This is a genomic window from Prevotella sp. 10(H) (assembly GCF_000711235.1).
Lineage (GTDB): Bacteria > Bacteroidota > Bacteroidia > Bacteroidales > Dysgonomonadaceae > Dysgonomonas.
On record NZ_JOMI01000009.1, the window covers coordinates 16,498 to 36,556 of the forward strand.

A 20,059-nucleotide genomic window follows, 5' to 3' on the forward strand; every position below is an offset into this window, starting at 1 on the left:
ATAAATGTCTTATTTTGTGTAGACAGAAAGAAAGATAATAACAGTAAGTCTATTCGCTGCATACCGGAATAATATAGTTAAGGATGTTTCACTAGTTTATACAAAGATAGTTCTAAAAAAGAAAAAAAAGAATATTTTAACAGTAGTCTGTCTCATTTTGTGGTATATATAAATAAAAATCCTCCCAAGGTAAGCCTTAAGAGAATTGAAATTCATGGCTATATATAGCCTATATATGTTTATTTCGTCAGCGAAACTTCTACATCGAAAGTGCCGCCCCAAGGATCTCCGGCCATCATGTTTTCGTGAACCGATATCTTGTATATGCCATCTTTCGTAGTCCTGTATTTCAATTCCCTACCGAAAGGCCCGTCCTGAGAACCGTTAGGCAATATTATCTGTGAGAATCTTATATTAGCCAGAGAATCCATGGAAAACAGTTGAGCCGAAACGTTTTTATATCCTTTCGATTCGAATTCGATATAGACAGTCTGGTCTTTCTTCTTCTGCACCTTTATTTTTCCCTTTCCATCGACAATATTCATACGTACTATCCCCGCCTCTGACGGAATCATAGCCGGTGTAGTCTGGGTCATTGCCATAAGCGGTTTCTGAGAAAGCCCTTCCGCTAAATTTTCATTCGGCTTTGTGGTATAAGAGCACGAATACAGCATTATAGAGGGAATAATGACCGATAATAATTGTTTGAACATACAATATGAATTTATATAAGTGATTTTATATATCTGAAAAATCCGGCATTCATCCAGTCGCCTTTATATTTTTCGCCATTAATATAAATGGTAGGTGTAGCGTTTACCCCGTATTCTTCTGCCGACTCAAAATCGGCCTCAACTTTATTAAATACCTCATCACTTTCAAAGTCGTGCTTAAACTTTGTTATATCCAGTCCGATTTCCTGCGCATATTTCAATATATCTTCATCCTGCAGATTTTCCTGCTGTTCGAGAAGAATATCATGCATTTCCCAAAACTTACCCTGAAGTGCAGCCGATTCTGCAGCCAAAGCTGCATGAAGGGCATATTGGTGCAATTCGGTAAGCGGGAAGTTGCGGAAAACGAATTTAATATCCTGACCAAATTCGTTCTGCAATTTTTTCAAGATGAAATAGGCATCCCTGCAGTAAGGACACTGATAATCTGCATATTCAAGGATTTCTACCGAAGCATTCTCATTGCCTTTTATGTGATCTTTCTTATTTATTTTTAAATTGGCGGACATGTTTATGTATTGTTGAAGTGATAATATAGGTGACGATAAGCTACACCATTAATTAATAGTTTAATGAGAACACCACAACAGATATTTTTGTTTACCGTTGTTCCGAATATTTCACATAAAAAAGGATAACCCTTTATCGGATTATCCTCATATAGAAATATTAAGTTTGTTTACGTTAAAACTGATACATAAATCCAACAGTTATGGCAAACTGTGAATAGTTTTTTATAAAAGCTTCCTTGGCTTCTATTTGAAGAAATGTGTTATAACTCAGTTCCACCTGACTACCTAATCCGAGATTCATACCTATACGGTTGTTGGAATATTTTGCACCTTCCACATCCGATCTGCCCGGATCGTATGTCCACCGTGTACAGTTAATACCAACAAGAGGATATAAAGAAACTGCGCCGGATATGCCGAAAACATAATGTCCGTCGATATTTATACCCCATGCACTCAGGTTGTGCCTGTCTATATAATATTTGTATTCGGCGCTTGCACGTATATAATCCGTAAAACCGTATTGTGTGCGGAGGCCTATTCCCAACGATTCAACTTCTGTACCGTAACTTAAATTACCAGAAAAAGATATTCTACCCATTTGATTTTGAGCAGAAATTTTACCTACTATTAGAAGGCTAAAGGCTAATACAAATAATACTTTTTTCATAAATCTGAGTGTTTACATCTTCTCCCGATTTCCGGCAGAGAATATCTACAAATATTACAAAAAAATTAACGGTCGAACGGTATTTTGCTATCCTTGAATAGTTCCGTTAATATTTTTTAATAAATTTTATCCTTGTATGAATAATGCTCTTTTTATTATTCCTTCATTAAGTTAGTGAAATAATAGAAAAATATTGGCTTAAATATTTGTAGAAAATGGCCTAAAACATTATCATTATCACTCCTATAGACACATATGAATTATTATTTACACATTCCGAAATAAATAAATATTAATTTACAAAATGAGAGAAAAAACAATATTTCTGATAAATATCTGATAGAACAAACAAAATTTTTGCGAAGAGGATATAATTTCGATTATACATGCATCCTCTAAATACCTAAAAAGGCGGATTAAGAGCATAAAAAATTAATAGTTTTTTCTTACATTTGCCATTTAAAGGATATCACAAAAGAGAAGAATGCTGATTAAGGTTTTTGGAGCGGCGGTACAAGGAATACAAGCTAGTGTGATCACAATAGAAGTTAACTGTTCGAAAGGTATAAAATTTATGCTTGTCGGACTACCGGACGCTTCCGTAAAAGAAAGCCATGAACGCATTGTCTCTGCATTGCAGGTAAACGGGTATAAATTTCCGCGTCAGCAGATAGTTATCAATATGTCGCCTGCCGATATCCGTAAAGAAGGTACTGCTTACGATTTGCCTTTAGCGATAGGCATTATGGCTGCATCGGAAAGCCTCAAATCTGAGAAACTGGAACAATATATCATCATGGGAGAATTATCCCTTGACGGTACTATTCTTCCGATAAGAGGAGCACTCCCTATAGCCATTAAGGCGCGGGAACTAGGATTTAAAGGACTGATTCTTCCGAACAAGAATGCAAAGGAAGCAGCAGTAGTTAATAATCTGGATGTATACGGAGTAGATAATATAAGTGAGGTAGTCCGTTTCTTCAATGAAGAGGCCGAATTAGAAAAGACTGTTATCGATACCCGTAACGAATTCAATAACGCTCAGCAGGTATTCGAATTTGACTTTGCTGACGTTAAAGGACAGGAAAACGTAAAAAGGGCATTGGAAGTTGCCGCTTCAGGCGGTCACAACCTTATAATGATAGGTCCTCCGGGAGCAGGAAAATCAATGATGGCTAAGCGTATGCCGTCTATTCTGCCTCCTTTTACCTTGCATGAGGCATTGGAAACGACAAAGATACACAGTGTAGCCGGTAAAATAGGGTCGGAAACTTCCCTCATGGCACAGCGTCCGTTCAGGAGTCCGCATCATACGATTTCAGATGTGGCCCTCGTAGGCGGCGGTGCATATCCCCAGCCGGGAGAAATAAGTCTGGCTCATAACGGTGTTCTTTTTCTGGACGAATTACCCGAATTCAGCAGGAGCGTACTCGAAGTAATGCGCCAGCCGCTTGAAGACAGATGTATTTCTATTTCAAGGTCGAAATTCTCGGTTGAATATCCAGCCAGCTTTATGCTTGTTTCTTCGATGAACCCTTGCCCGTGCGGATATTATAATCATCCCGAAAAGGAATGTGTTTGTCCCGGCGGAGCAGTTCAGAAATATCTGAATAAGATATCGGGACCGCTATTGGACAGGATCGACATACATATAGAAATCGTGCCTGTACCCTTTGAGAAAATCTCAGATAAAACACCTGCAGAGGCGAGCTACGAGATAAGAAAAAGGGTGATAAGGGCAAGAGAAATACAGGAAATACGTTTTAAGGATGAGGAGGGTGTTTATTGCAATGCACAAATGACTCCGAAGCTTTTAGCGAAATACGCTTCCCCTGATAACGCAGGGCTCGAATTGTTGAAAACAGCGATGGATAGATTTAATTTATCGGCAAGGGCCTACGATCGTATACTAAAAGTATCCCGTACAATTGCAGACCTCGACAATTCGGAAAATATTCAGCCTAAACATCTGGCTGAAGCGATCAATTATCGCAATCTTGACAGGGAAAGCTGGGCAGGCAAATAATGTAAATACAAAATAAAAAGACAAGCCATGGATTTTACAGAACTAAGTAATTCTATTTTTCAGAAATCAATCGATGATTACCACAAAACGGATAATGTAGATACTCCTATCAGTAATCATTATCCAGAAAAATCTATAGAATACTTTCTATACCTTAAAAACTGGATTGACACTGTTCAATGGCATTTAGAAGACATTATCCGCGACCCGCAAATAAATCCGGCAGACGCCCTTGTCATTAAAAGGCGCATAGACAAATCCAATCAGGACAGGACAGATCTGGTCGAGTTGATAGACAGTTATTTTCTGGACAAATATAAAGATATCGAAGCTTCATCCGATGCCCGTATTAACACAGAAAGTCCGGCATGGGCCGTAGACCGTCTTTCTATTCTTGCCCTAAAAATATACCACATGGAACTGGAGGCCAACCGCAAGGATGCATCGGACGAACACAAAGCCGGTGCCTCAAAAAAACTTGAGGTACTGCTTACACAGCGAAAGGACCTTTCCGCAGCTATTGAAGAGTTATTGGAAGACATCAGTCTGGGCAGAAAATATATGAAAGTATACAAACAGATGAAGATGTATAATGATCCGAGCCTTAACCCCGTTTTATATGGGAAATCATAAACAAAACTACACTATAAATTTACACAATTGAGTCATGTCAAAAGTATTAGTTATACGGATATCGTCTTTCGGTGATGTAGCAATGCTCGTTCCGGTAGTATTTTCCGTTGCAGCTAAATATCCTCAGGATCGTTTTTCTGTAATGACCAGAAAAGCATTCGCACCTTTGTTCGAAAATCTGGGGTTTAATATTAATGTCATCCCTCTCGATATAAAAAAGAGACACAGAGGACTGATCGGCTATTTCAGGGTGATGAGAAGACTGTCCGCTATGAGATTTTCCCATGTAGCAGATGTCCACGATGTATTACGATCGAAGGGAGTCCGCTATGTAATGAAACTTTGCGGACGAAAAACAGCAACGATAAATAAAGGCCGCAAGGAGAAAAACAACCTGATTGCAAGCAAGGAAGTGGACATACCGCTTAAACATACGATGCAACGATATCAGGATGTATTCGATACACTGGGATTTCCGGCACCGATGGTATTCAACAATTTCTTTGACTTCGTTCCCCGGAATTTTGAAGATTTAAAAGCCATTGCCAAAGAAAAGAAAGGGAAATGGATTGGCATAGCGCCTTTTTCGAAACACAAAGGCAAGATATATCCTTTGGAAAAAATGTCGAGGGTGATAGGAGCATTATCCAAAGAAGAAGACGTTACCATATTTCTTTTCGGTTCGGGAAAAGAAGAGCAAAGAGTATTATCACACTGGGTATCCAAGTATCCGAATGTGATAAATACAACAGGAAAGCTAAACCTTCAAAAGGAACTTCTGCTGATCTCATATCTCGACGTAATGTTGTCTATGGATTCGGCAAATATGCATTTAGCGTCATTAGTGCAGATTCCGGTCGTATCTGTTTGGGGAGCTACTCACCCTTCAATGGGATTTTACGGCTTCAGGCAGGATTCTGCAAATGCTGTGCAGATCAATAATCTCGATTGCCGGCCTTGTTCCGTATTCGGAGAACTTCCGTGCCAACGGGAAGATTATGCATGTCTGGAACGTATCACCGAAGAAATGGTAATCAGCAGGATACATAAGGTATTAGATAATAAAAGTTGATGAAAATAGCGATACTTTCACCGTTTTATCCTTACAGAGGAGGGTTGGCGCAGCTGAATGCAAGGCTGTATACAGAACTCTCGAAACGGAACGAAGTAAAAGCATTTACGTTTACCACTCTATATCCAGATTTTTTATTCCCCGGCAAGACGCAGTATGTAATGGAGGGCGACCCCGTTACGGTGATAGAGAGCGAACGGGTACTCAGCAGTATAAATCCGTTTTCATATATCCGCACTGCCAAACATATAAATAAGTATGCTCCCGATCTGTTGATAATACCTTACTGGATGTCTTTCCTCGCTCCGGCTTATGGTTCGGTATGCCGCCTTTTGAATAAGAAGACAAAAGTGGTAGCATTGGTTCATAATGCAATCCCCCATGAACGAAGAATTATAGATAAGCCCCTTACAAAATTCTTCTTCAACCGATGCGATGCCTTCATTGTAATGAGCGAACCTGTAAAAAAGGACCTTTTATCATTGAAGAAAGATGCCCGAGTTTTGCTACAGCCTCATCCCATATATGATCACTACGCCGAACGCTACGACAAAACAGCTGCATGTGAAAAACTGGGAATAAAGGCTGGCAAGAAAAATCTCCTTTTCTTCGGACTTATCAGGGATTACAAAGGACTGGATATCCTTATCGAAGCGATGGGTATGTTAGATAATTCGTATCAACTAATCATTGCAGGAGAAAGCTACGGAAGCTTCGACAAATATACTGAACTAATAAATCAATCTCCGTTAAAAGATAACATAATCGTATTTGAACAGTATATCCCCGATGATATGGTGACAACCTTGTTTTCGGCTGCGGATGCACTCGTTCTCCCTTATAAATCTGCCACGCAAAGTGGGGTCGTTGCTTTGGCCTATCAGCTGGAAACCCCGATGATTGCGACAAATGTGGGAGCACTTGGTACCACTGTCAAAGATTCCGAAACCGGACTGGTGGTAGAATCCGCTACTCCTGAAAATGTATCCGAAGGCATCAGAAAGTTCTTCGGGTCGGATTATTCCAAACTATATCAGGAAAATCTGAAGAAAGAGAAGAAGCTATTATCCTGGGATAATTTTACCCATTCCATCGAAGCTTTCTTTGCTTCATTATAATAATGTGGGATTATTTCATGCGGAACAATCCGTACTTAAGCATACAGATAAAGGCTCTCACCCCATCGCGCCATCCTATTTTCTTTCCTTCTTCATATGTTCGACCGTAATATGAAATACCTACTTCATAGATTCTCACATTCGGATAGCGTGCTACCTTGGCAGTCACTTCCGGCTCAAAACCGAAACGCCTTTCCTGCAGAGGAATAGACTTGATAATATCTGCACGAAAAAGCTTATAGCAGGTTTCCATATCGGATAAATTCAAGTTGGTGAACATATTAGACACAAAAGTCAATATCTGGTTTCCAATCGAATGCCAAAAGAAAAGTATCCGGTGAGGTTTGCCTCCCATAAATCGGGAGCCGAAAACGACATCAGCAAAACCAGAGACAACAGGCTTTAACAATATATTATATTCTTCCGGATCATATTCCAGATCGGCATCCTGTATAATAATATAGTCACCGGTAGCTTCTTTTATGCCTCTGTGCAATGCAGCTCCTTTACCCATATTCACAGGCTGCTCGTATAATTTGATATCTGCCCGTGGATGAGCTGCTATATATGCTTTAACAACTTCAACTGTATCATCTTTAGAGCAGTCGTTTACGATTATTATTTCTTTCCCGAAATTACCGATCAAATCTACAGCCAACACTTTATCCAATATCAGATGAATCGTGCGGGCTTCGTTATATGCAGGAATTACAATTGAAAGTTTCATGTTAAAGTTATCGTTATGTTGTCTTCTGATCAGAATATTATTGCTTCAGTTTATCGTCGAAATAAGCGATTGTTTTAATAAGCCCCTCTCTCAAAGGAACTTTAGGCTCCCAGCCCAGCTTTTCTTTCGCCAAGGAAATATCAGGCCGCCTTTGTTTCGGATCATCACTCGGTAGAGGTCGGAAAACCAGTTTTGATTTCGATCCTGTTAATTCCAGGATAAGGTTTGCCAGTTCCAGCATGGTAAATTCTCCCGGATTGCCTGTATTCACAGGTCCGATAAACGAATCGCCTGTACCCATCATTCTTATCATGGCTTCCACAAGGTCATCAACATATTGGAAACTCCGGGTTTGAGTACCATCTCCATATATTGTAATATCTTCCCCTTTTAGTGCCTGAACAATAAAATTGGAAACAACCCTACCGTCTGCAGGATTCATATTCGGCCCGTAAGTATTGAAGATACGTACTATCTTTATCTTAACTCCATTTTGACGGTGATAGTCCATGAATAATGTTTCGGCACAACGCTTTCCTTCATCATAACACGAACGGATACCTATAGGATTTACATTTCCCCAATAAGATTCCGGCTGCGGATGCACATGCGGATCTCCGTATACTTCGCTGGTAGATGCCTGCAATACTTTTGCTTTAAGGCGTTTTGCCAAACCAAGCATATTGATAGCACCCATTACAGATGTTTTAATTGTCTTGATCGCATTATACTGATAATGAACCGGAGAAGCCGGACAGGCCAGATTGTAGATTTCATCGACATCTACATGAAAAGGATGAACGACATCATGTCTTATTAGTTCGAAATAAGGATTTTCAAGCAAATGGATAACATTTTCCTTCGAGCCGGTAAAATAGTTATCCAGACACAATACTTCATTGCCTTCTTTCAGTAGTCTTTCACACAAATGGGAGCCGATAAAACCGGCACCACCTGTCACTAATATTTTTTTTCGATTCATTAAATTCTTTGTAAGATTGTTTTTAAGTCTGGTTTATAATACAAAGGAACGAAAAATATAGTGTATTTTAAATTCTTTGTTCATATTATTTGCCCGACACTATTTTCTTTATATCATTAAGCTTATTCAATGCTTCCATCGGAGTGAGGTTATTAACATCCAGAGACTTTATCTCATCTCTGACCTGACTAAGTACAGGATCGTCCAGCTGGAAGAAACTCAACTGATAACCCTCCCTGTTTTCCTTTATATCTTTTATAGGCTTGGAGATGCCCTGCTTACGGTTATCCGTTTCCAATTGCTTCAATATATTGTTTGCTCTCTTCACTATACTTTGCGGCATACCCGCCATTTTGGCTACATGGATACCGAAACTGTGCTCGCTGCCTCCGGGAACAAGTTTTCGTAGGAATATCACCTTATTGTCGACTTCCTTTACCGAAACATTGAAGTTCTTTATCCTTTTGAATGATTTTTCCATTTCATTCAATTCATGGTAATGGGTGGCGAACAATGTTTTAGCCCTGGCTCGCGGATGTTCATGAATATATTCTACGATTGCCCATGCAATGGAAATACCGTCATAGGTGCTCGTACCTCTTCCCAATTCATCGAATAAAACAAGGCTACGCGAAGACAAGTTATTCAGGATATCTGCCGCTTCGTTCATCTCTACCATAAAGGTAGATTCACCAAGTGATATATTATCGGATGCACCTACACGGGTAAATATCTTATCTACCAATCCTATCTGCGCCGATTCGGCAGGGACAAAACTTCCTGCCTGCGCCATCAATGTAATCAGTGCAGTCTGGCGAAGAAGCGCCGACTTACCCGCCATATTAGGCCCGGTGATAATAATTATCTGCTGCGAATTACTATCCAGAAAAACATCGTTTGCTATATAAGATTCGCCCAACGGCAATTGCTTTTCAATAACCGGATGCCGTCCGTTCTTTATCTTCAATGCATCCGAATCGTTGATTTCAGGACGGATATATTTATTCTCCTTAGCCACTTTGGCAAAAGACAAGAGACAGTCGGTCTGGGCTATCAAGTTTGCATTTACCTGAATAGTTGGAATATAATCTACCAAACTAAGCACAAGATCATTGAAAAGCGTCGTTTCCAACGCTAAAATCTTTTCTTCTGCGCCCAGAATTTTCTCTTCATATTCTTTCAGTTCCTGTGTTATATAGCGTTCGGCATTTACAAGCGTTTGTTTGCGTATCCACTCCGCCGGAACTTTATCCTTATGTGCATTACGTACTTCTATATAGTAGCCGAATACATTATTGAAGCTTATCTTAAGCGAAGAAATACCCGTCGCTTCGGTTTCCCGCTGCTGTATTTTCAACAGATAATCTTTGCCTGAATAAGAGATTTCGCGCAGGTCATCAAGATCAGGATTCACTCCCTTATTGATAACATTCCCACGGTTGAGCATTGTCGGAGGGTCGGGATGTATTTCCTTTTCTATCCGTTCCCTGATAACCGGACAAGGGTTGAGCTTCTCTCCTATTTCCCGCAGGCTCGGTTCATCCGAAGCAAGGAAAGCCTCCCTTATAGGTTCGATTGCCTTCAATGCAACTTTAAGCTGTACGACTTCACGGGGAGTTATCCTGCCTACGGCTACCTTAGAGATGATCCGCTCCAAATCACCTATTAGTGAAAGCTGTTCTTCGAGCAGGTTTTTCAGTTCCAAATCCTTGAAAAAATACTCGACTACCGATAGGCGACTGTTTATAGGCTTGGCATCTTTAAGCGGAAATACCATCCAGCGGCGCAGCATGCGCGCACCCATCGGCGACACAGTACGGTCGAGGATATCGAGCAGGCTTTTACCACCTTCATTCATAGTAGAAATAAGCTCAAGGCTGCGTACCGTAAATTTATCCAAACGGACATATTTATCTTCCTCGATCCGCGAAAGGGAAGTTATATGACCTATATGGTTGTGTTGCGTAACATCCAGATAATGTAGTATTGTTCCGGCAGCTATTACACCATTTGTCAGATGTTCTACTCCGAAGCCTTTCAGGTTCTTTGTTTCGAAATGCTTCAATAGCCTGTCCCTTGCTGTATCTTCGGTAAAGACCCAGTCGTCGAGTTCGAAGATAAAGAAACGGGTGCCGAACGACTCTTCGAAAAGTTTCTTTTTACTCCTTTCCACCAGAACTTCCTTCGGTGAAAAGTTTGTAAGAAGCTTATCTATATATTCTTTCGTTCCTTCTGCTACAAGGTATTCACCTGTAGAAATATCGAGGAAAGAAATACCGCAATTACTTTTTGCAAAATGAATAGCACAAAGGAAATTATTTTCCTTGTGATTCAGTATATTATCGTTGATAGAGACACCCGGGGTCACAAGTTCGGTAATCCCTCTTTTAACTATCGTTTTTGTCTGTTTCGGATCTTCCAGCTGATCGCAAATCGCTACCCGTTTTCCTGCGCGAACCAGCTTCGGCAGATAGGTATCGAGCGCATGGTGCGGAAATCCTGCCAGTTCGATAAACTGAGCAGTACCATTCCCCCGGCGTGTAAGGGTGATACCCAGTATTTCGGCTGCATCGATAGCGTCTTGTGAGAATGTTTCGTAAAAGTCTCCCACGCGAAACAATAAAATGGCATCAGGATGTTTACTCTTGATCTCAAGATACTGCTTCATCAAAGGAGTTTCGACTATTTTTTTCGACACAGTTTTGCTTATTTAGATATATTCTACAGAAAAATTATAAGGAAACAAAGATAAAAAAAAATAACATTCAATTCCATGTGTCCGCAGTTCTGAATTTTATATTTATTAACCATATTTTGTTAAAAGGTAACAAAAGTAACGATTTTATAGCTATTAGCTGATAGCTTTTAGCCGTTAGCATTATTACAGGAAAGATGCAAAAAGTAACAAAAGTAACAGGAACTAATTAATAATTAAAAATGAACAATTAATAATCCCGTAACTTGTAACTGCCCGCAGGGCGAAGTAACTTGTAACTAAAAACCTATGTTAAAGAGCTAACAGCCATCAGCTAATAGCTAACAGCTAAAACAATATAGATAAAGTTTTAATAAGAAAGCTTTTCAGAATTCCCTGAGACCGGAAACTTTATGCCTGCTGAGCGCTTCAATTCTCACATCCTTATTTGCTACTACCCCGTTGGCTGCGAGTGTCTGTTCCACTGCCTTAAAAGCTATTTCGGGATGATTATTGTCCTGACTGAGATGACAAAGCCAGATATTTTGCAGGTTATTATTGTAGATACTGGCGATGAATTCGGCAGAAAGACGGTTGCTGAGATGTCCCATCCCGTTGCGTATACGCTCTTTCAGATAATATGGATACCTGCCCGACTGTAGCATATATTCATCATAGTTCGATTCGATTACAAGATGATTGGCGCGACAGGCATAATTGCGTACTTTATCGGTTATGCAACCAATATCTGTTATCAGTACGAGGGTCTGCCCGTCAAATTCTATATGGTATCCAACGTTCTCTATACTGTCGTGAGGCACATCGAAAGCCGTTATTGTGAAATCGCTGATTGTGAATGGTATTTCTTTTTCTATAATTCTTTTCGACTGGTAAAGGTCGGCTTGTACCATCTTGTTGCGCTGTATGCCCTCGTGAACTGTTTGGGTAGCATATACGGGGATGTTGTATTTATCTCCGAAACATCCGACAGTCTTTATATGGTCGGCATGATCGTGTGTAATAAGTATCGCTTTTATCTTATCAAAAGAAACGCCGTATTCCCGCAAAGCCTTGTGTACACTGCGTATACCTATTCCGGCATCGATAAGTATTCCGTTTTCATTTGTCCCGAGATAATAGCAGTTACCGCTGCTGCCGCTTCCTAAACTAAAGAATTTATATTTGTATTGTGTGAACAGATCGTATTGCATAATGTGCAAAGGTAAAGAGTATATTCAAAAAAAGAGGCGTCCATAAAGTTAAAGTTATGAACACCTTTTATATATTTCTTTAATATTACTTTTTCAAAAAACAAGTCTTCAATACGATACTCGAACCGTCTATTTTACAATCTACTTCTGTCGGTTCTTCGGTCAATCGGATACTTTTCACTTTTGTTCCCCTTTTGATAACCATCGACGAACCTTTTACCTTGAGGTCTTTGATGACTGTTACCGCATCACCGTCTACAAGTTCTGCACCATTACTGTCGCGCGGAGTCATGTCTTCTGCTTCTGTGTTTGCTTCGCCTGTCCATTCGTGGAAACAATCGGGGCATACATATGCCGTACCATCGAAATAAGTATTTTCCATGCTGCACACCGGACAATTCGGAGTTCCTTCCATTTCTGTTAATTTTTTATTGTTAGAAATGCAAAGATAAGGCTTTCGGATACACGAGCCAAAACCGGAAACAATATGCCTATTTTTTCCGCTGGTCGTTTATAGCCGGTTGCTTATTCACATTTGCCTGTGTTGAATCAGACGGTTGTACAGGAACTGTCTGTTGCGGAGCCGGATTTATTTCCGGTTGCGCAGGTTGCGGCTGATCTCCGTTCTGGTTTCTCCTTTGGTTCCTGTTACTTTGTTGCCCGTTTGTCTGTATAGAATCGGAAGCCTGATTCTGGTTTCTTCTGAAACGCCTAGGTCTGAACGACTGGAACAATCGTTTTAAGGTAGCAGCTTCCTTACTATATACGATACCTACACCCTGAGTAGTAGGCGCCTGACGGTAATATTTATCATTGGTATGGCTATATGCCTTCAATGTCCACACAGAATTTAACTGGTATTCTAGATCAAAATCACCGATGAAAGCATTATCATTCGTTGCCGACTGGTCGGTACGGTATCCCAGATTTGTCCTGAAAGTAAGTTTGTCATCCAGGAACTTACGGGAAACATTTACGCCCAGATCCAGATCGTTGAATGTACCGTCATTCGATTCTACACTTGCACCTATCTGCCATTTATCGCCCAATATATTTCCTACCATCATGTTAAGCACGGAAGACATGGCACTGGCAGCAATATTTGTCCACAAGCCGTCACCGAAATTGACACCGCTGCTACCCGAACTCGAATAGAACGAACCTACGGCAACAAGATAGGCAAACTGCCTGATCTTTTGTTCGTCGGTACTGATATAACTGTTTACCCTTTGCTGCAGGTCTTCGTTGGCATCGGGCAAACTGATATCGTAAGTCAGTTCCATCTTATCCATGTTTCCTGTTATACCCAGCACACAATCCACCTGTACTTTGGACGAAATATCCCCCATACCGAAGCTACTGTCAAGAGTTTTCAAGTCGGCTTTCACCCTTCTGAAAGCAGTGATATCGAACTGGGTCTTCATCGGGTCTCCTATGAAATTGAGCTTACTACCTTCCCGGATAGTAAAGTTCAGCCGTTTTACATTTTGCAGATTCAGCCTCACATTGCCCTCATTAAGGGTATAATTACCATATGCCCCCATGTTCTCGGTAACCATATCATAGTTGAAATTGATGGTTCCCGCACCTTTTGCCTGCAATGCATCGCCCGTCTGAGGATTTATTACTATACCGATATTCAGATCGGGTGTTACATCCAGCTTGACATTCAGTTTTATCGGCAGCGGTTCTTCTCTCGGAGCCATCTCTTTGAGCGGATTCCTTTTCTCTTCCGGAACGTTGATATACACAACACTCTTGTAATCGGAAGCCTCGGAATGCTGTGGAATAAGAATATTCAGCGTCGAATTCTTATCGTTCTTTATCTGCATATTCACATTTATGCCATTATCGCTACCATCTACCCTGACACTTCCCGAAGCATATACACGGCCATAGAATAAACTGTCTGTACGGTGTTCGGTATTCAATACCATAAGTTTATTCATCTGCATATTCAGCGCATAATGCATATCCGCAAAATTCTTATGCGTGACGGTAGCACTCACCTGCGCCGTATTTCCCTCATTATCTCTCAAAGTGAGGTTATCAAGACCGATTCTGTCGGGGCTTACCCTGATAGTATCAGATATGGTATAAGTTACGTTCGTATAATCGATACCTATCTGTGTATCGTTAAATCCGATGAAACCTCTTACCTGAGGAGCCTTCATGCTTCCCTCTACTATTAAGTTCGTACTTAAGCTTCCGTCTACTTTATTCAGCATTCCCGAAAAGAAAGGCTGCATCCATCTTAGCGGCATCTGCTGCATACGCAATTGCAGGTCGAGCGAGTCCTGATTGGTGTATATCGTTCCATCCAGATCGGCGTATGTTTGCCCTTTGTTTTGCAGTGTGGCGGCCATAGTTGCTCCACCGTACTCGTCACTCCATTGGCTTTCCAGATCGAGTGTACCTAAGGTATCACTGAATAAGATAATATCAGATATACGGAAACCTTTAGTGTACAGTTCCGGCTGATCGAGAAGATTAGTGAGTAAGATATTCCCATCAAGTTCACCCCTGATATTCTTCACGTCGAAAGCTTCGAGCAGGTCGCCTATTTCGGCATGATCGAAATAGGCACGCAATGTATCCGTCTTTTGATCGGAAACCACTCCGTCGAATCCGAAATATTTCTTCTTATTCACTCCCAAACCCACATTATGCACTTCGGTACGCTTCCCTTCATTGATAATTTCTGCCGGAAGCAGATTCAGCGCAAGCCTGTCTACCATAATATCGGACGGGCTTACTTTCAGTGAAGAGACAAGCTCCCGGGCTTCATTACGGCTAAATTGAGCTATCGCATCGAGTGTTCCGTTTATTTTTACTTCTGTACTGTCGCCTATGACATTTACTTTTGTATGTATTATATTGTTAGCGCCATCGAGATTTAGTGCCAGCTTGTAACGCCCTTCACTCATCAGCACACCGCTACCGGCAGTTATATTAAATGCGGAATCACGGTTGGCTATATCGATTGTGGTATTGGTCACATCCCAGCCGGAATAACGTATATGCGGAATATTTCCCTTTACTGTAATCAGATTATCGATCGTATTCACCTGCCCGTTAATTATTGCAGGCTGCATAATATCTACAGGCAGGGCAAAAATCCGGCTTACCTCTCCTGTATTTTTTGCTGTAATATTAAATGTGAAATTATTCTGTTCTTTCCTGATACGTTTTGTTTCCACAAATACCGCAGGCAAGTAGCCGTTCATCAGGTTTGTAAATTCATCGGAAAGAGTAGTAAAAGAATACTGACCCTCAATATTGGCCGTAATTATCGAAGAATTCAGTGCTATGAATTTGTCGCCGGTTTCTTTTTTACCCATTTCCAGTGTAAATTTTCCCGGCTGGAATAAGGTAGTACTATCCCGGAAACTAAGGCTGTCAATAACGACTTTTCCGGTCATATTATCTATGTCAAGCCCTTTGACACTGCCGTTAAGCGCCATTGTCAGACGTGGATTTGTCCAGTCGGGATTCTTGTAGAATTTGTCTACATGTACCGTATCCAGCCTTAGCCTTACATTGATATCCGGCACGCGTGCCTGCGACATATCGGCGGCAAGCTGTATTTTACCTATACTCCAATCGGCTTTTGCCGTCAAGCCCATTTTCGATGCATTATAAAATCCGGTGAAAGGGACATTTTTCATTGTTTCCTTTTCGTATTGCAGGGCATCGATATTTCCGCGCATGACTGCATTGAGCGACTGCTTTTCGGTCTGGGCTGCTTTTACATCTACATGCGCCGATAATAATCCTAGTCCCGAGGTGCCTCCCAAGAGCCTGCCCAGATTGAAATTATTTGTTCTCAATCCTGCCGTTACATTGAAGTTGGTAAATGTAGTATCTACTCCTCCTGTAGCAAGCATCGTAAGTGCGCCCTGACGGCACCATGCCTCGGCATCGAGTTTAAATCGGCTTAGTTGACCGGTCAGTGTACCTTTGAGGAAAATATCACCCAATTCTTTCAAAATGTCGGGAGTAACGAAAGTAGAATCGCCGACACGTGCAAAATCGGTTATTGCATTGGTCGTAGCCTTAAATTTATCAATATTCAGATTAATATCCGAAGTACCGTAGCTTTCGTAGCTTGCCAATCCTGCACCACCTTCAAGTATCAGGTCTTCACCGTAAGTAAGTGTGATATTCTGAACATTTACAGCGGGTAGCGTACCAGCAATGTTTGTCCTTAATACAACTTTATTCCGCAAAAATTTCAGATTGGGAAGGAAAGCGAGCAAATCGGCTGCAGATAATTCTGTATCGTCTGTACCCAGTTCAAAAGCACCGGATGCCAGATTATATCTTGCTTTAGTCGTTATCAAATGGGAATCGGGCAATGTTAATGAAAAATCATCCACCCATAACTGCGATTTTTCAGAGAACAAATGTCCTTTCAAATCCTTGATTTCAACGCCGGATCTCTCTTTTGCAGAAAGACCGTTGAGAGCAATATCGAATTTATCAGGATTGATAGAATTCAGGTCTGCATTTCCGTTGAAATCATATAATGATATGTGCGATGCATTGAACATTCCCGGAGTATAAGGTGCGGAAAGTACATCATAATTCAACCGCCCGTTTTTCAGATTGAGGTCTTCGATAACGATTATCAGGGAACCGCCGGTAGTATCCACAGCAGCACTATCGGTACTCGCAAAAGCATCGACAATAAACTGGAAATTAAAATCACTTATACTATCCTTTTGATTTACATTTATAAGGAAATCTTCGAGATCGACGCTTGTTATCTGAACCGTACTGCTTTTTATAAGTTTCAACGGATTAATCGAAACATCGAGCGATTTCGCATAAAGCAGCGTATCCTTCGCCTGATCTTCTACATAGATTCCTTTCAGCTTTACATTATTAAAAAGACTGAGACGGATTTCGTCAATCGACACTTCGGTATGCATAGCCGTTTTCAATTTGTCCACGGCAAAATTGGCAACCTTTTGTTGTATGTAGGGAATAGATAGTAACACGTATAGTAGAACGTTCAGTCCGATCAAGGACAGAACAATGTACATAATTATTTTGAAAAACTTTTTCAGCAAGCTTTTCTTTTTCACAGGAGTTTCTTCCGGAGTAGTTTTGGTGTTTTCAGCCTCAGCCATAAAAAGTATTTATTTCAGTTTGTCGGCCCACTCTTCTTCGTTAAATCCTACAAGGACTAAATCGCCGGTAATAACAAGCGGACGTTTCACAACCATTCCGTTTGACGCAAGTATGTCTATGAGTTCGTTTTCCGATGCAGTTTTAACCTTATCCTTCAAGTTCTGTTCTTTATAAATCCTTCCCGATGTATTGAAAAACCGCGATACGGGAAGCCCGCTCTTCTTTATCCATGCAGCAAGTTCCTTTCTAGTCGGATTATCAGTGGTGATATCACGACTTTCTACTTCTATATTATTATGCTTCAACCATTTGGATACATTACGACATGTACTGCATTTGGGATATTGAAGAAACAATTTTGTGCTCATATAATAGTCTGTTTTATATCTTCGATTAGTTGCAAAAATAATTATTTACTATTGATTAACGCTGTTCGGGTGTTTAAAGTTCGTTTTTTTTGACCGGAACGCGTAATATTTGTGTATTTTTGTTGCTGAATCTAAAAATTGCAGCATGATACAATCAATGACAGGCTTTGGTAAAGCCTCGACCGAACTTGAGAAAAGAAAGGTTACTGTAGAAATAAAATCCCTTAACAGCAAACAACTAGACCTCTCGGTACGTATGCCGAACCTCTACAAAGAGCACGAAATGGAAGTACGCAACATGCTTTCCCGTGAACTGGAACGGGGAAAAGTGGACTTTCTTATTTATGTGGAAAATATAGGAAATGAAACGGTTTCACAGATCAACCATAACCTGCTCGAAGGATATTATAACCAGATAAAGGAATCTGCCCGTAAATTGGGTGTGGATACTCCGTCCGATTGGTTTGCAACGCTACTGCGCCTGCCAGATGTACTGAAATACGAATCTCAGGAAGTAGACGAAGCCGAATGGAATGCCGTATCGAAAACAATCAATGAAGCAAAGAAACAATTACTTGATTTCCGCAGACAGGAAGGATTTATGCTTCAAAAATTATTCGAAGATAAGATAGCAAATATTTCTTCTCTTCTTTCCGAAATAGAACAGTATGAAGTCGAACGTGTAGAGAAAGTTAAAATCCGTATTACGGAAGCACTTCAGAAAATTGAGGATTTCGATTACGATAAAAACCGCTTCGAACAGGAAATGATATATTATATAGAAAAGCTCGATATAAATGAAGAAAAATCACGCCTGACCAATCACCTGAGTTATTTCCTGCAAACGATGAAGGCAGGTTCGGGGCAAGGGAAAAAGCTCGGTTTTATCTCTCAGGAAATGGGACGCGAAATAAATACAATGGGCTCGAAATCGAACCATGCCGAAATGCAACAGATAGTTGTACGCATGAAAGACGAACTGGAGCAAATCAAAGAACAGGTTTTAAACGTATTATAAAGAATTACCGTTAAAATGGGGAAATTAATTATATTCTCGGCTCCATCCGGTGCAGGTAAATCCACCATCGTTAATTACCTGCTTTCTCAAAACCTGAATCTGCGCTTCTCCATATCTGCCACCAGCCGCCTGCCCCGCGGAATGGAACGACACGGCGTAGAATATTATTTTCACAGTCCGGAAGAGTTCCGGCAGAAAATTGCAGCAGGAGAATTCCTTGAATACGAAGAGGTATATAAAGATAAATTTTACGGCACATTGAAATCGGAAGTTCAGCGAATTCTCGACGAAGGCGGAAATGTTGTTTTCGATGTAGATGTAGTAGGCGGATGCAATATAAAGAAATATTATGGCGACAAAGCCTTATCTATCTTTGTCGAGCCCCCTTCCATCGAAGAACTGAGGTGCCGGCTTGAAAAAAGAGGAACGGATTCGCCGGAAATTATCGAGGCGCGTGTGGCAAAAGCCGAATATGAAATGACATTTGCACCGCAGTTCGATATCGTTATCAAAAATGATAATCTGGAAGAAGCAAAAGCAAAAGCATTGAAAGTGGTAACAGATTTTCTTGCAAAATGAATATAGGAATTTTTTCAGGTTCTTTCGACCCTGTTCATATCGGTCATGTGATTCTGGCAAACTATATTGCAGAATTTACGGAAATAGAGGAAGTCTGGTTTCTGGTTAGTCCGTGCAACCCGTTGAAAGCGGGAAGCAACCTTTCGGATGAGCATATTCGTTATGAAATGGTAAAACTGGCGCTTGAAAAATATACCAAACTTAAAGCCTCGGACTTCGAATTTCATCTGCCTAAACCATCTTATACTATCAATACATTTGATGCATTGCAGGAAAAGTATCCGAAGCATAATTTCACGCTCATTATAGGAAGCGACAACTGGACTACTTTCGAAAACTGGCGTGAATACGATAAAATCCTAGATAACTACAAGCTGAAAGTTTACCCACGACTAGGCCATCGCATTACCATTCCCAATAAAGTGAGAAACCGTGTAGAAGCGTTAGATTCGCCAATTATCGAGATTTCATCGACATTTATACGGGAACATATTGCAGAAGGAAAAGATATCCGTGCATTCCTGCCGGACGATGTATACGATTATATTTTACAGAAAGGAATATATAAATAGGGTGCT

General features: G+C 40.6%; 17 protein-coding genes. 7 read left to right on the top strand and 10 right to left on the bottom strand.

The genetic code is table 11. The annotated features are described in order from the left end of the window. Window positions 1-239: 239 nt before the first annotated feature. The 3 genes from K348_RS18860 to K348_RS0115560 form a co-directional block, all read right to left on the bottom strand. Entirely contained in the window at window positions 240-713 is a 474-nt protein-coding gene (locus tag K348_RS18860; RefSeq protein WP_029906360.1) for a hypothetical protein, read from the bottom strand. An 11-nt stretch (window positions 714-724) separates the two neighbouring features. Then, complete coding sequence (locus K348_RS0115555) at window positions 725-1,243, bottom strand: thioredoxin domain-containing protein (protein ID WP_156032903.1); 519 nt, start codon at window positions 1,241-1,243, stop codon at window positions 725-727. Between the two features lie 175 nt (window positions 1,244-1,418). Continuing rightward, window positions 1,419-1,916, bottom strand: coding sequence for an outer membrane beta-barrel protein (locus K348_RS0115560; RefSeq protein WP_051697945.1), 498 nt, complete (start codon window positions 1,914-1,916; stop codon window positions 1,419-1,421). Between the two features lie 484 nt (window positions 1,917-2,400). Here K348_RS0115560 and K348_RS0115565 point away from each other — a divergent pair, with 484 nt between their 5' ends. Genes K348_RS0115565 through K348_RS0115580 form a run of 4 tightly spaced genes read left to right on the top strand, consistent with a single transcriptional unit; the run spans window position 2,401 to window position 6,765 of the window. Next, on the top strand, window positions 2,401-3,942 hold the full coding sequence (locus tag K348_RS0115565; RefSeq protein WP_029906366.1) for a YifB family Mg chelatase-like AAA ATPase: 1,542 nt from the start codon (window positions 2,401-2,403) through the stop codon (window positions 3,940-3,942). Window positions 3,943-3,969: 27 nt separating this feature from the next. Continuing rightward, entirely contained in the window at window positions 3,970-4,575 is a 606-nt protein-coding gene (locus K348_RS0115570; RefSeq protein WP_029906368.1) for a DUF4254 domain-containing protein, read from the top strand. A gap of 34 nt (window positions 4,576-4,609) precedes the next feature. After that, complete coding sequence (locus K348_RS0115575; protein WP_029906370.1) at window positions 4,610-5,647, top strand: glycosyltransferase family 9 protein; 1,038 nt, start codon at window positions 4,610-4,612, stop codon at window positions 5,645-5,647. After that, a complete protein-coding gene (locus K348_RS0115580) occupies window positions 5,647-6,765 on the top strand; it encodes a glycosyltransferase (protein ID WP_029906372.1) in 1,119 nt (372 codons plus the stop codon). The genes K348_RS0115575 and K348_RS0115580 overlap by 1 nt, the downstream gene beginning before the upstream one ends. 10 nt (window positions 6,766-6,775) lie before the next feature. On the opposite strand, the gene K348_RS0115585 is transcribed toward K348_RS0115580, so the two are convergent. From K348_RS0115585 to K348_RS0115615, 7 genes are all read right to left on the bottom strand, one after another. Continuing rightward, window positions 6,776-7,492 carry a glycosyltransferase family 2 protein gene (locus K348_RS0115585; protein ID WP_029906374.1) on the bottom strand — a complete coding sequence of 239 codons (717 nt, stop codon included), beginning with the start codon at window positions 7,490-7,492 and terminating at the stop codon, window positions 6,776-6,778. Window positions 7,493-7,529: 37 nt separating this feature from the next. Continuing rightward, window positions 7,530-8,474: a UDP-glucuronic acid decarboxylase family protein gene (locus tag K348_RS0115590; protein ID WP_029906376.1), complete on the bottom strand. Its 945-nt coding sequence runs from the start codon at window positions 8,472-8,474 to the stop codon at window positions 7,530-7,532. Between the two features lie 85 nt (window positions 8,475-8,559). After that, entirely contained in the window at window positions 8,560-11,142 is a 2,583-nt protein-coding gene (mutS, locus tag K348_RS0115595) for a DNA mismatch repair protein MutS (RefSeq protein ID WP_029906378.1), read from the bottom strand. Between the two features lie 413 nt (window positions 11,143-11,555). Continuing rightward, window positions 11,556-12,380: an MBL fold metallo-hydrolase gene (locus tag K348_RS0115600; protein WP_029906380.1), complete on the bottom strand. Its 825-nt coding sequence runs from the start codon at window positions 12,378-12,380 to the stop codon at window positions 11,556-11,558. 85 nt (window positions 12,381-12,465) lie between these two features. Beyond that, window positions 12,466-12,795 carry a zinc ribbon domain-containing protein YjdM gene (locus K348_RS0115605; RefSeq protein ID WP_029906382.1) on the bottom strand — a complete coding sequence of 110 codons (330 nt, stop codon included), beginning with the start codon at window positions 12,793-12,795 and terminating at the stop codon, window positions 12,466-12,468. A gap of 76 nt (window positions 12,796-12,871) precedes the next feature. After that, window positions 12,872-17,515 (bottom strand): translocation/assembly module TamB domain-containing protein, encoded by a 4,644-nt coding sequence (locus K348_RS0115610; RefSeq protein WP_029906384.1) that lies wholly within the window; start codon window positions 17,513-17,515, stop codon window positions 12,872-12,874. Window positions 17,516-17,524: 9 nt separating this feature from the next. Beyond that, window positions 17,525-17,884 carry an arsenate reductase family protein gene (locus K348_RS0115615; RefSeq protein ID WP_029906386.1) on the bottom strand — a complete coding sequence of 120 codons (360 nt, stop codon included), beginning with the start codon at window positions 17,882-17,884 and terminating at the stop codon, window positions 17,525-17,527. A 145-nt stretch (window positions 17,885-18,029) separates the two neighbouring features. Here K348_RS0115615 and K348_RS0115620 point away from each other — a divergent pair, with 145 nt between their 5' ends. From K348_RS0115620 to nadD, 3 genes are read left to right on the top strand one after another with little or no spacing between them, the layout of a single operon-like run. Beyond that, window positions 18,030-18,902 carry a YicC/YloC family endoribonuclease gene (locus tag K348_RS0115620; RefSeq protein WP_029906387.1) on the top strand — a complete coding sequence of 291 codons (873 nt, stop codon included), beginning with the start codon at window positions 18,030-18,032 and terminating at the stop codon, window positions 18,900-18,902. Window positions 18,903-18,917: 15 nt separating this feature from the next. After that, window positions 18,918-19,481 (top strand): guanylate kinase, encoded by a 564-nt coding sequence (gmk, locus tag K348_RS0115625; RefSeq protein ID WP_029906388.1) that lies wholly within the window; start codon window positions 18,918-18,920, stop codon window positions 19,479-19,481. Next, window positions 19,478-20,053 carry a nicotinate (nicotinamide) nucleotide adenylyltransferase gene (gene nadD, locus K348_RS0115630; protein ID WP_029906389.1) on the top strand — a complete coding sequence of 192 codons (576 nt, stop codon included), beginning with the start codon at window positions 19,478-19,480 and terminating at the stop codon, window positions 20,051-20,053. The genes gmk and nadD overlap by 4 nt, the downstream gene beginning before the upstream one ends. Window positions 20,054-20,059: the final 6 nt, after the last annotated feature.

Excerpts from the sequence above, each read along its gene's own strand:
- K348_RS18860 (WP_029906360.1), bottom strand. The coding sequence starts at position 713 with ATGTTCAAACAATTATTATCGGTCATTATTCCCTCTATAATGCTGTAT.
- K348_RS0115575 (WP_029906370.1), top strand. The coding sequence starts at position 4,610 with ATGTCAAAAGTATTAGTTATACGGATATCGTCTTTCGGTGATGTAGCA.
- K348_RS0115590 (WP_029906376.1), bottom strand. The coding sequence starts at position 8,474 with ATGAATCGAAAAAAAATATTAGTGACAGGTGGTGCCGGTTTTATCGGC.
- K348_RS0115565 (WP_029906366.1), top strand. The coding sequence starts at position 2,401 with ATGCTGATTAAGGTTTTTGGAGCGGCGGTACAAGGAATACAAGCTAGT.
- K348_RS0115610 (WP_029906384.1), bottom strand. The coding sequence starts at position 17,515 with ATGGCTGAGGCTGAAAACACCAAAACTACTCCGGAAGAAACTCCTGTG.
- gmk (WP_029906388.1), top strand. The coding sequence starts at position 18,918 with ATGGGGAAATTAATTATATTCTCGGCTCCATCCGGTGCAGGTAAATCC.
- K348_RS0115555 (WP_156032903.1), bottom strand. The coding sequence starts at position 1,243 with ATGTCCGCCAATTTAAAAATAAATAAGAAAGATCACATAAAAGGCAAT.
- K348_RS0115560 (WP_051697945.1), bottom strand. The coding sequence starts at position 1,916 with ATGAAAAAAGTATTATTTGTATTAGCCTTTAGCCTTCTAATAGTAGGT.
- K348_RS0115620 (WP_029906387.1), top strand. The coding sequence starts at position 18,030 with ATGATACAATCAATGACAGGCTTTGGTAAAGCCTCGACCGAACTTGAG.
- K348_RS0115585 (WP_029906374.1), bottom strand. The coding sequence starts at position 7,492 with ATGAAACTTTCAATTGTAATTCCTGCATATAACGAAGCCCGCACGATT.
- K348_RS0115570 (WP_029906368.1), top strand. The coding sequence starts at position 3,970 with ATGGATTTTACAGAACTAAGTAATTCTATTTTTCAGAAATCAATCGAT.
- K348_RS0115605 (WP_029906382.1), bottom strand. The coding sequence starts at position 12,795 with ATGGAAGGAACTCCGAATTGTCCGGTGTGCAGCATGGAAAATACTTAT.
- mutS (WP_029906378.1), bottom strand. The coding sequence starts at position 11,142 with ATGAAGCAGTATCTTGAGATCAAGAGTAAACATCCTGATGCCATTTTA.
- K348_RS0115615 (WP_029906386.1), bottom strand. The coding sequence starts at position 17,884 with ATGAGCACAAAATTGTTTCTTCAATATCCCAAATGCAGTACATGTCGT.
- nadD (WP_029906389.1), top strand. The coding sequence starts at position 19,478 with ATGAATATAGGAATTTTTTCAGGTTCTTTCGACCCTGTTCATATCGGT.
- K348_RS0115580 (WP_029906372.1), top strand. The coding sequence starts at position 5,647 with ATGAAAATAGCGATACTTTCACCGTTTTATCCTTACAGAGGAGGGTTG.
- K348_RS0115600 (WP_029906380.1), bottom strand. The coding sequence starts at position 12,380 with ATGCAATACGATCTGTTCACACAATACAAATATAAATTCTTTAGTTTA.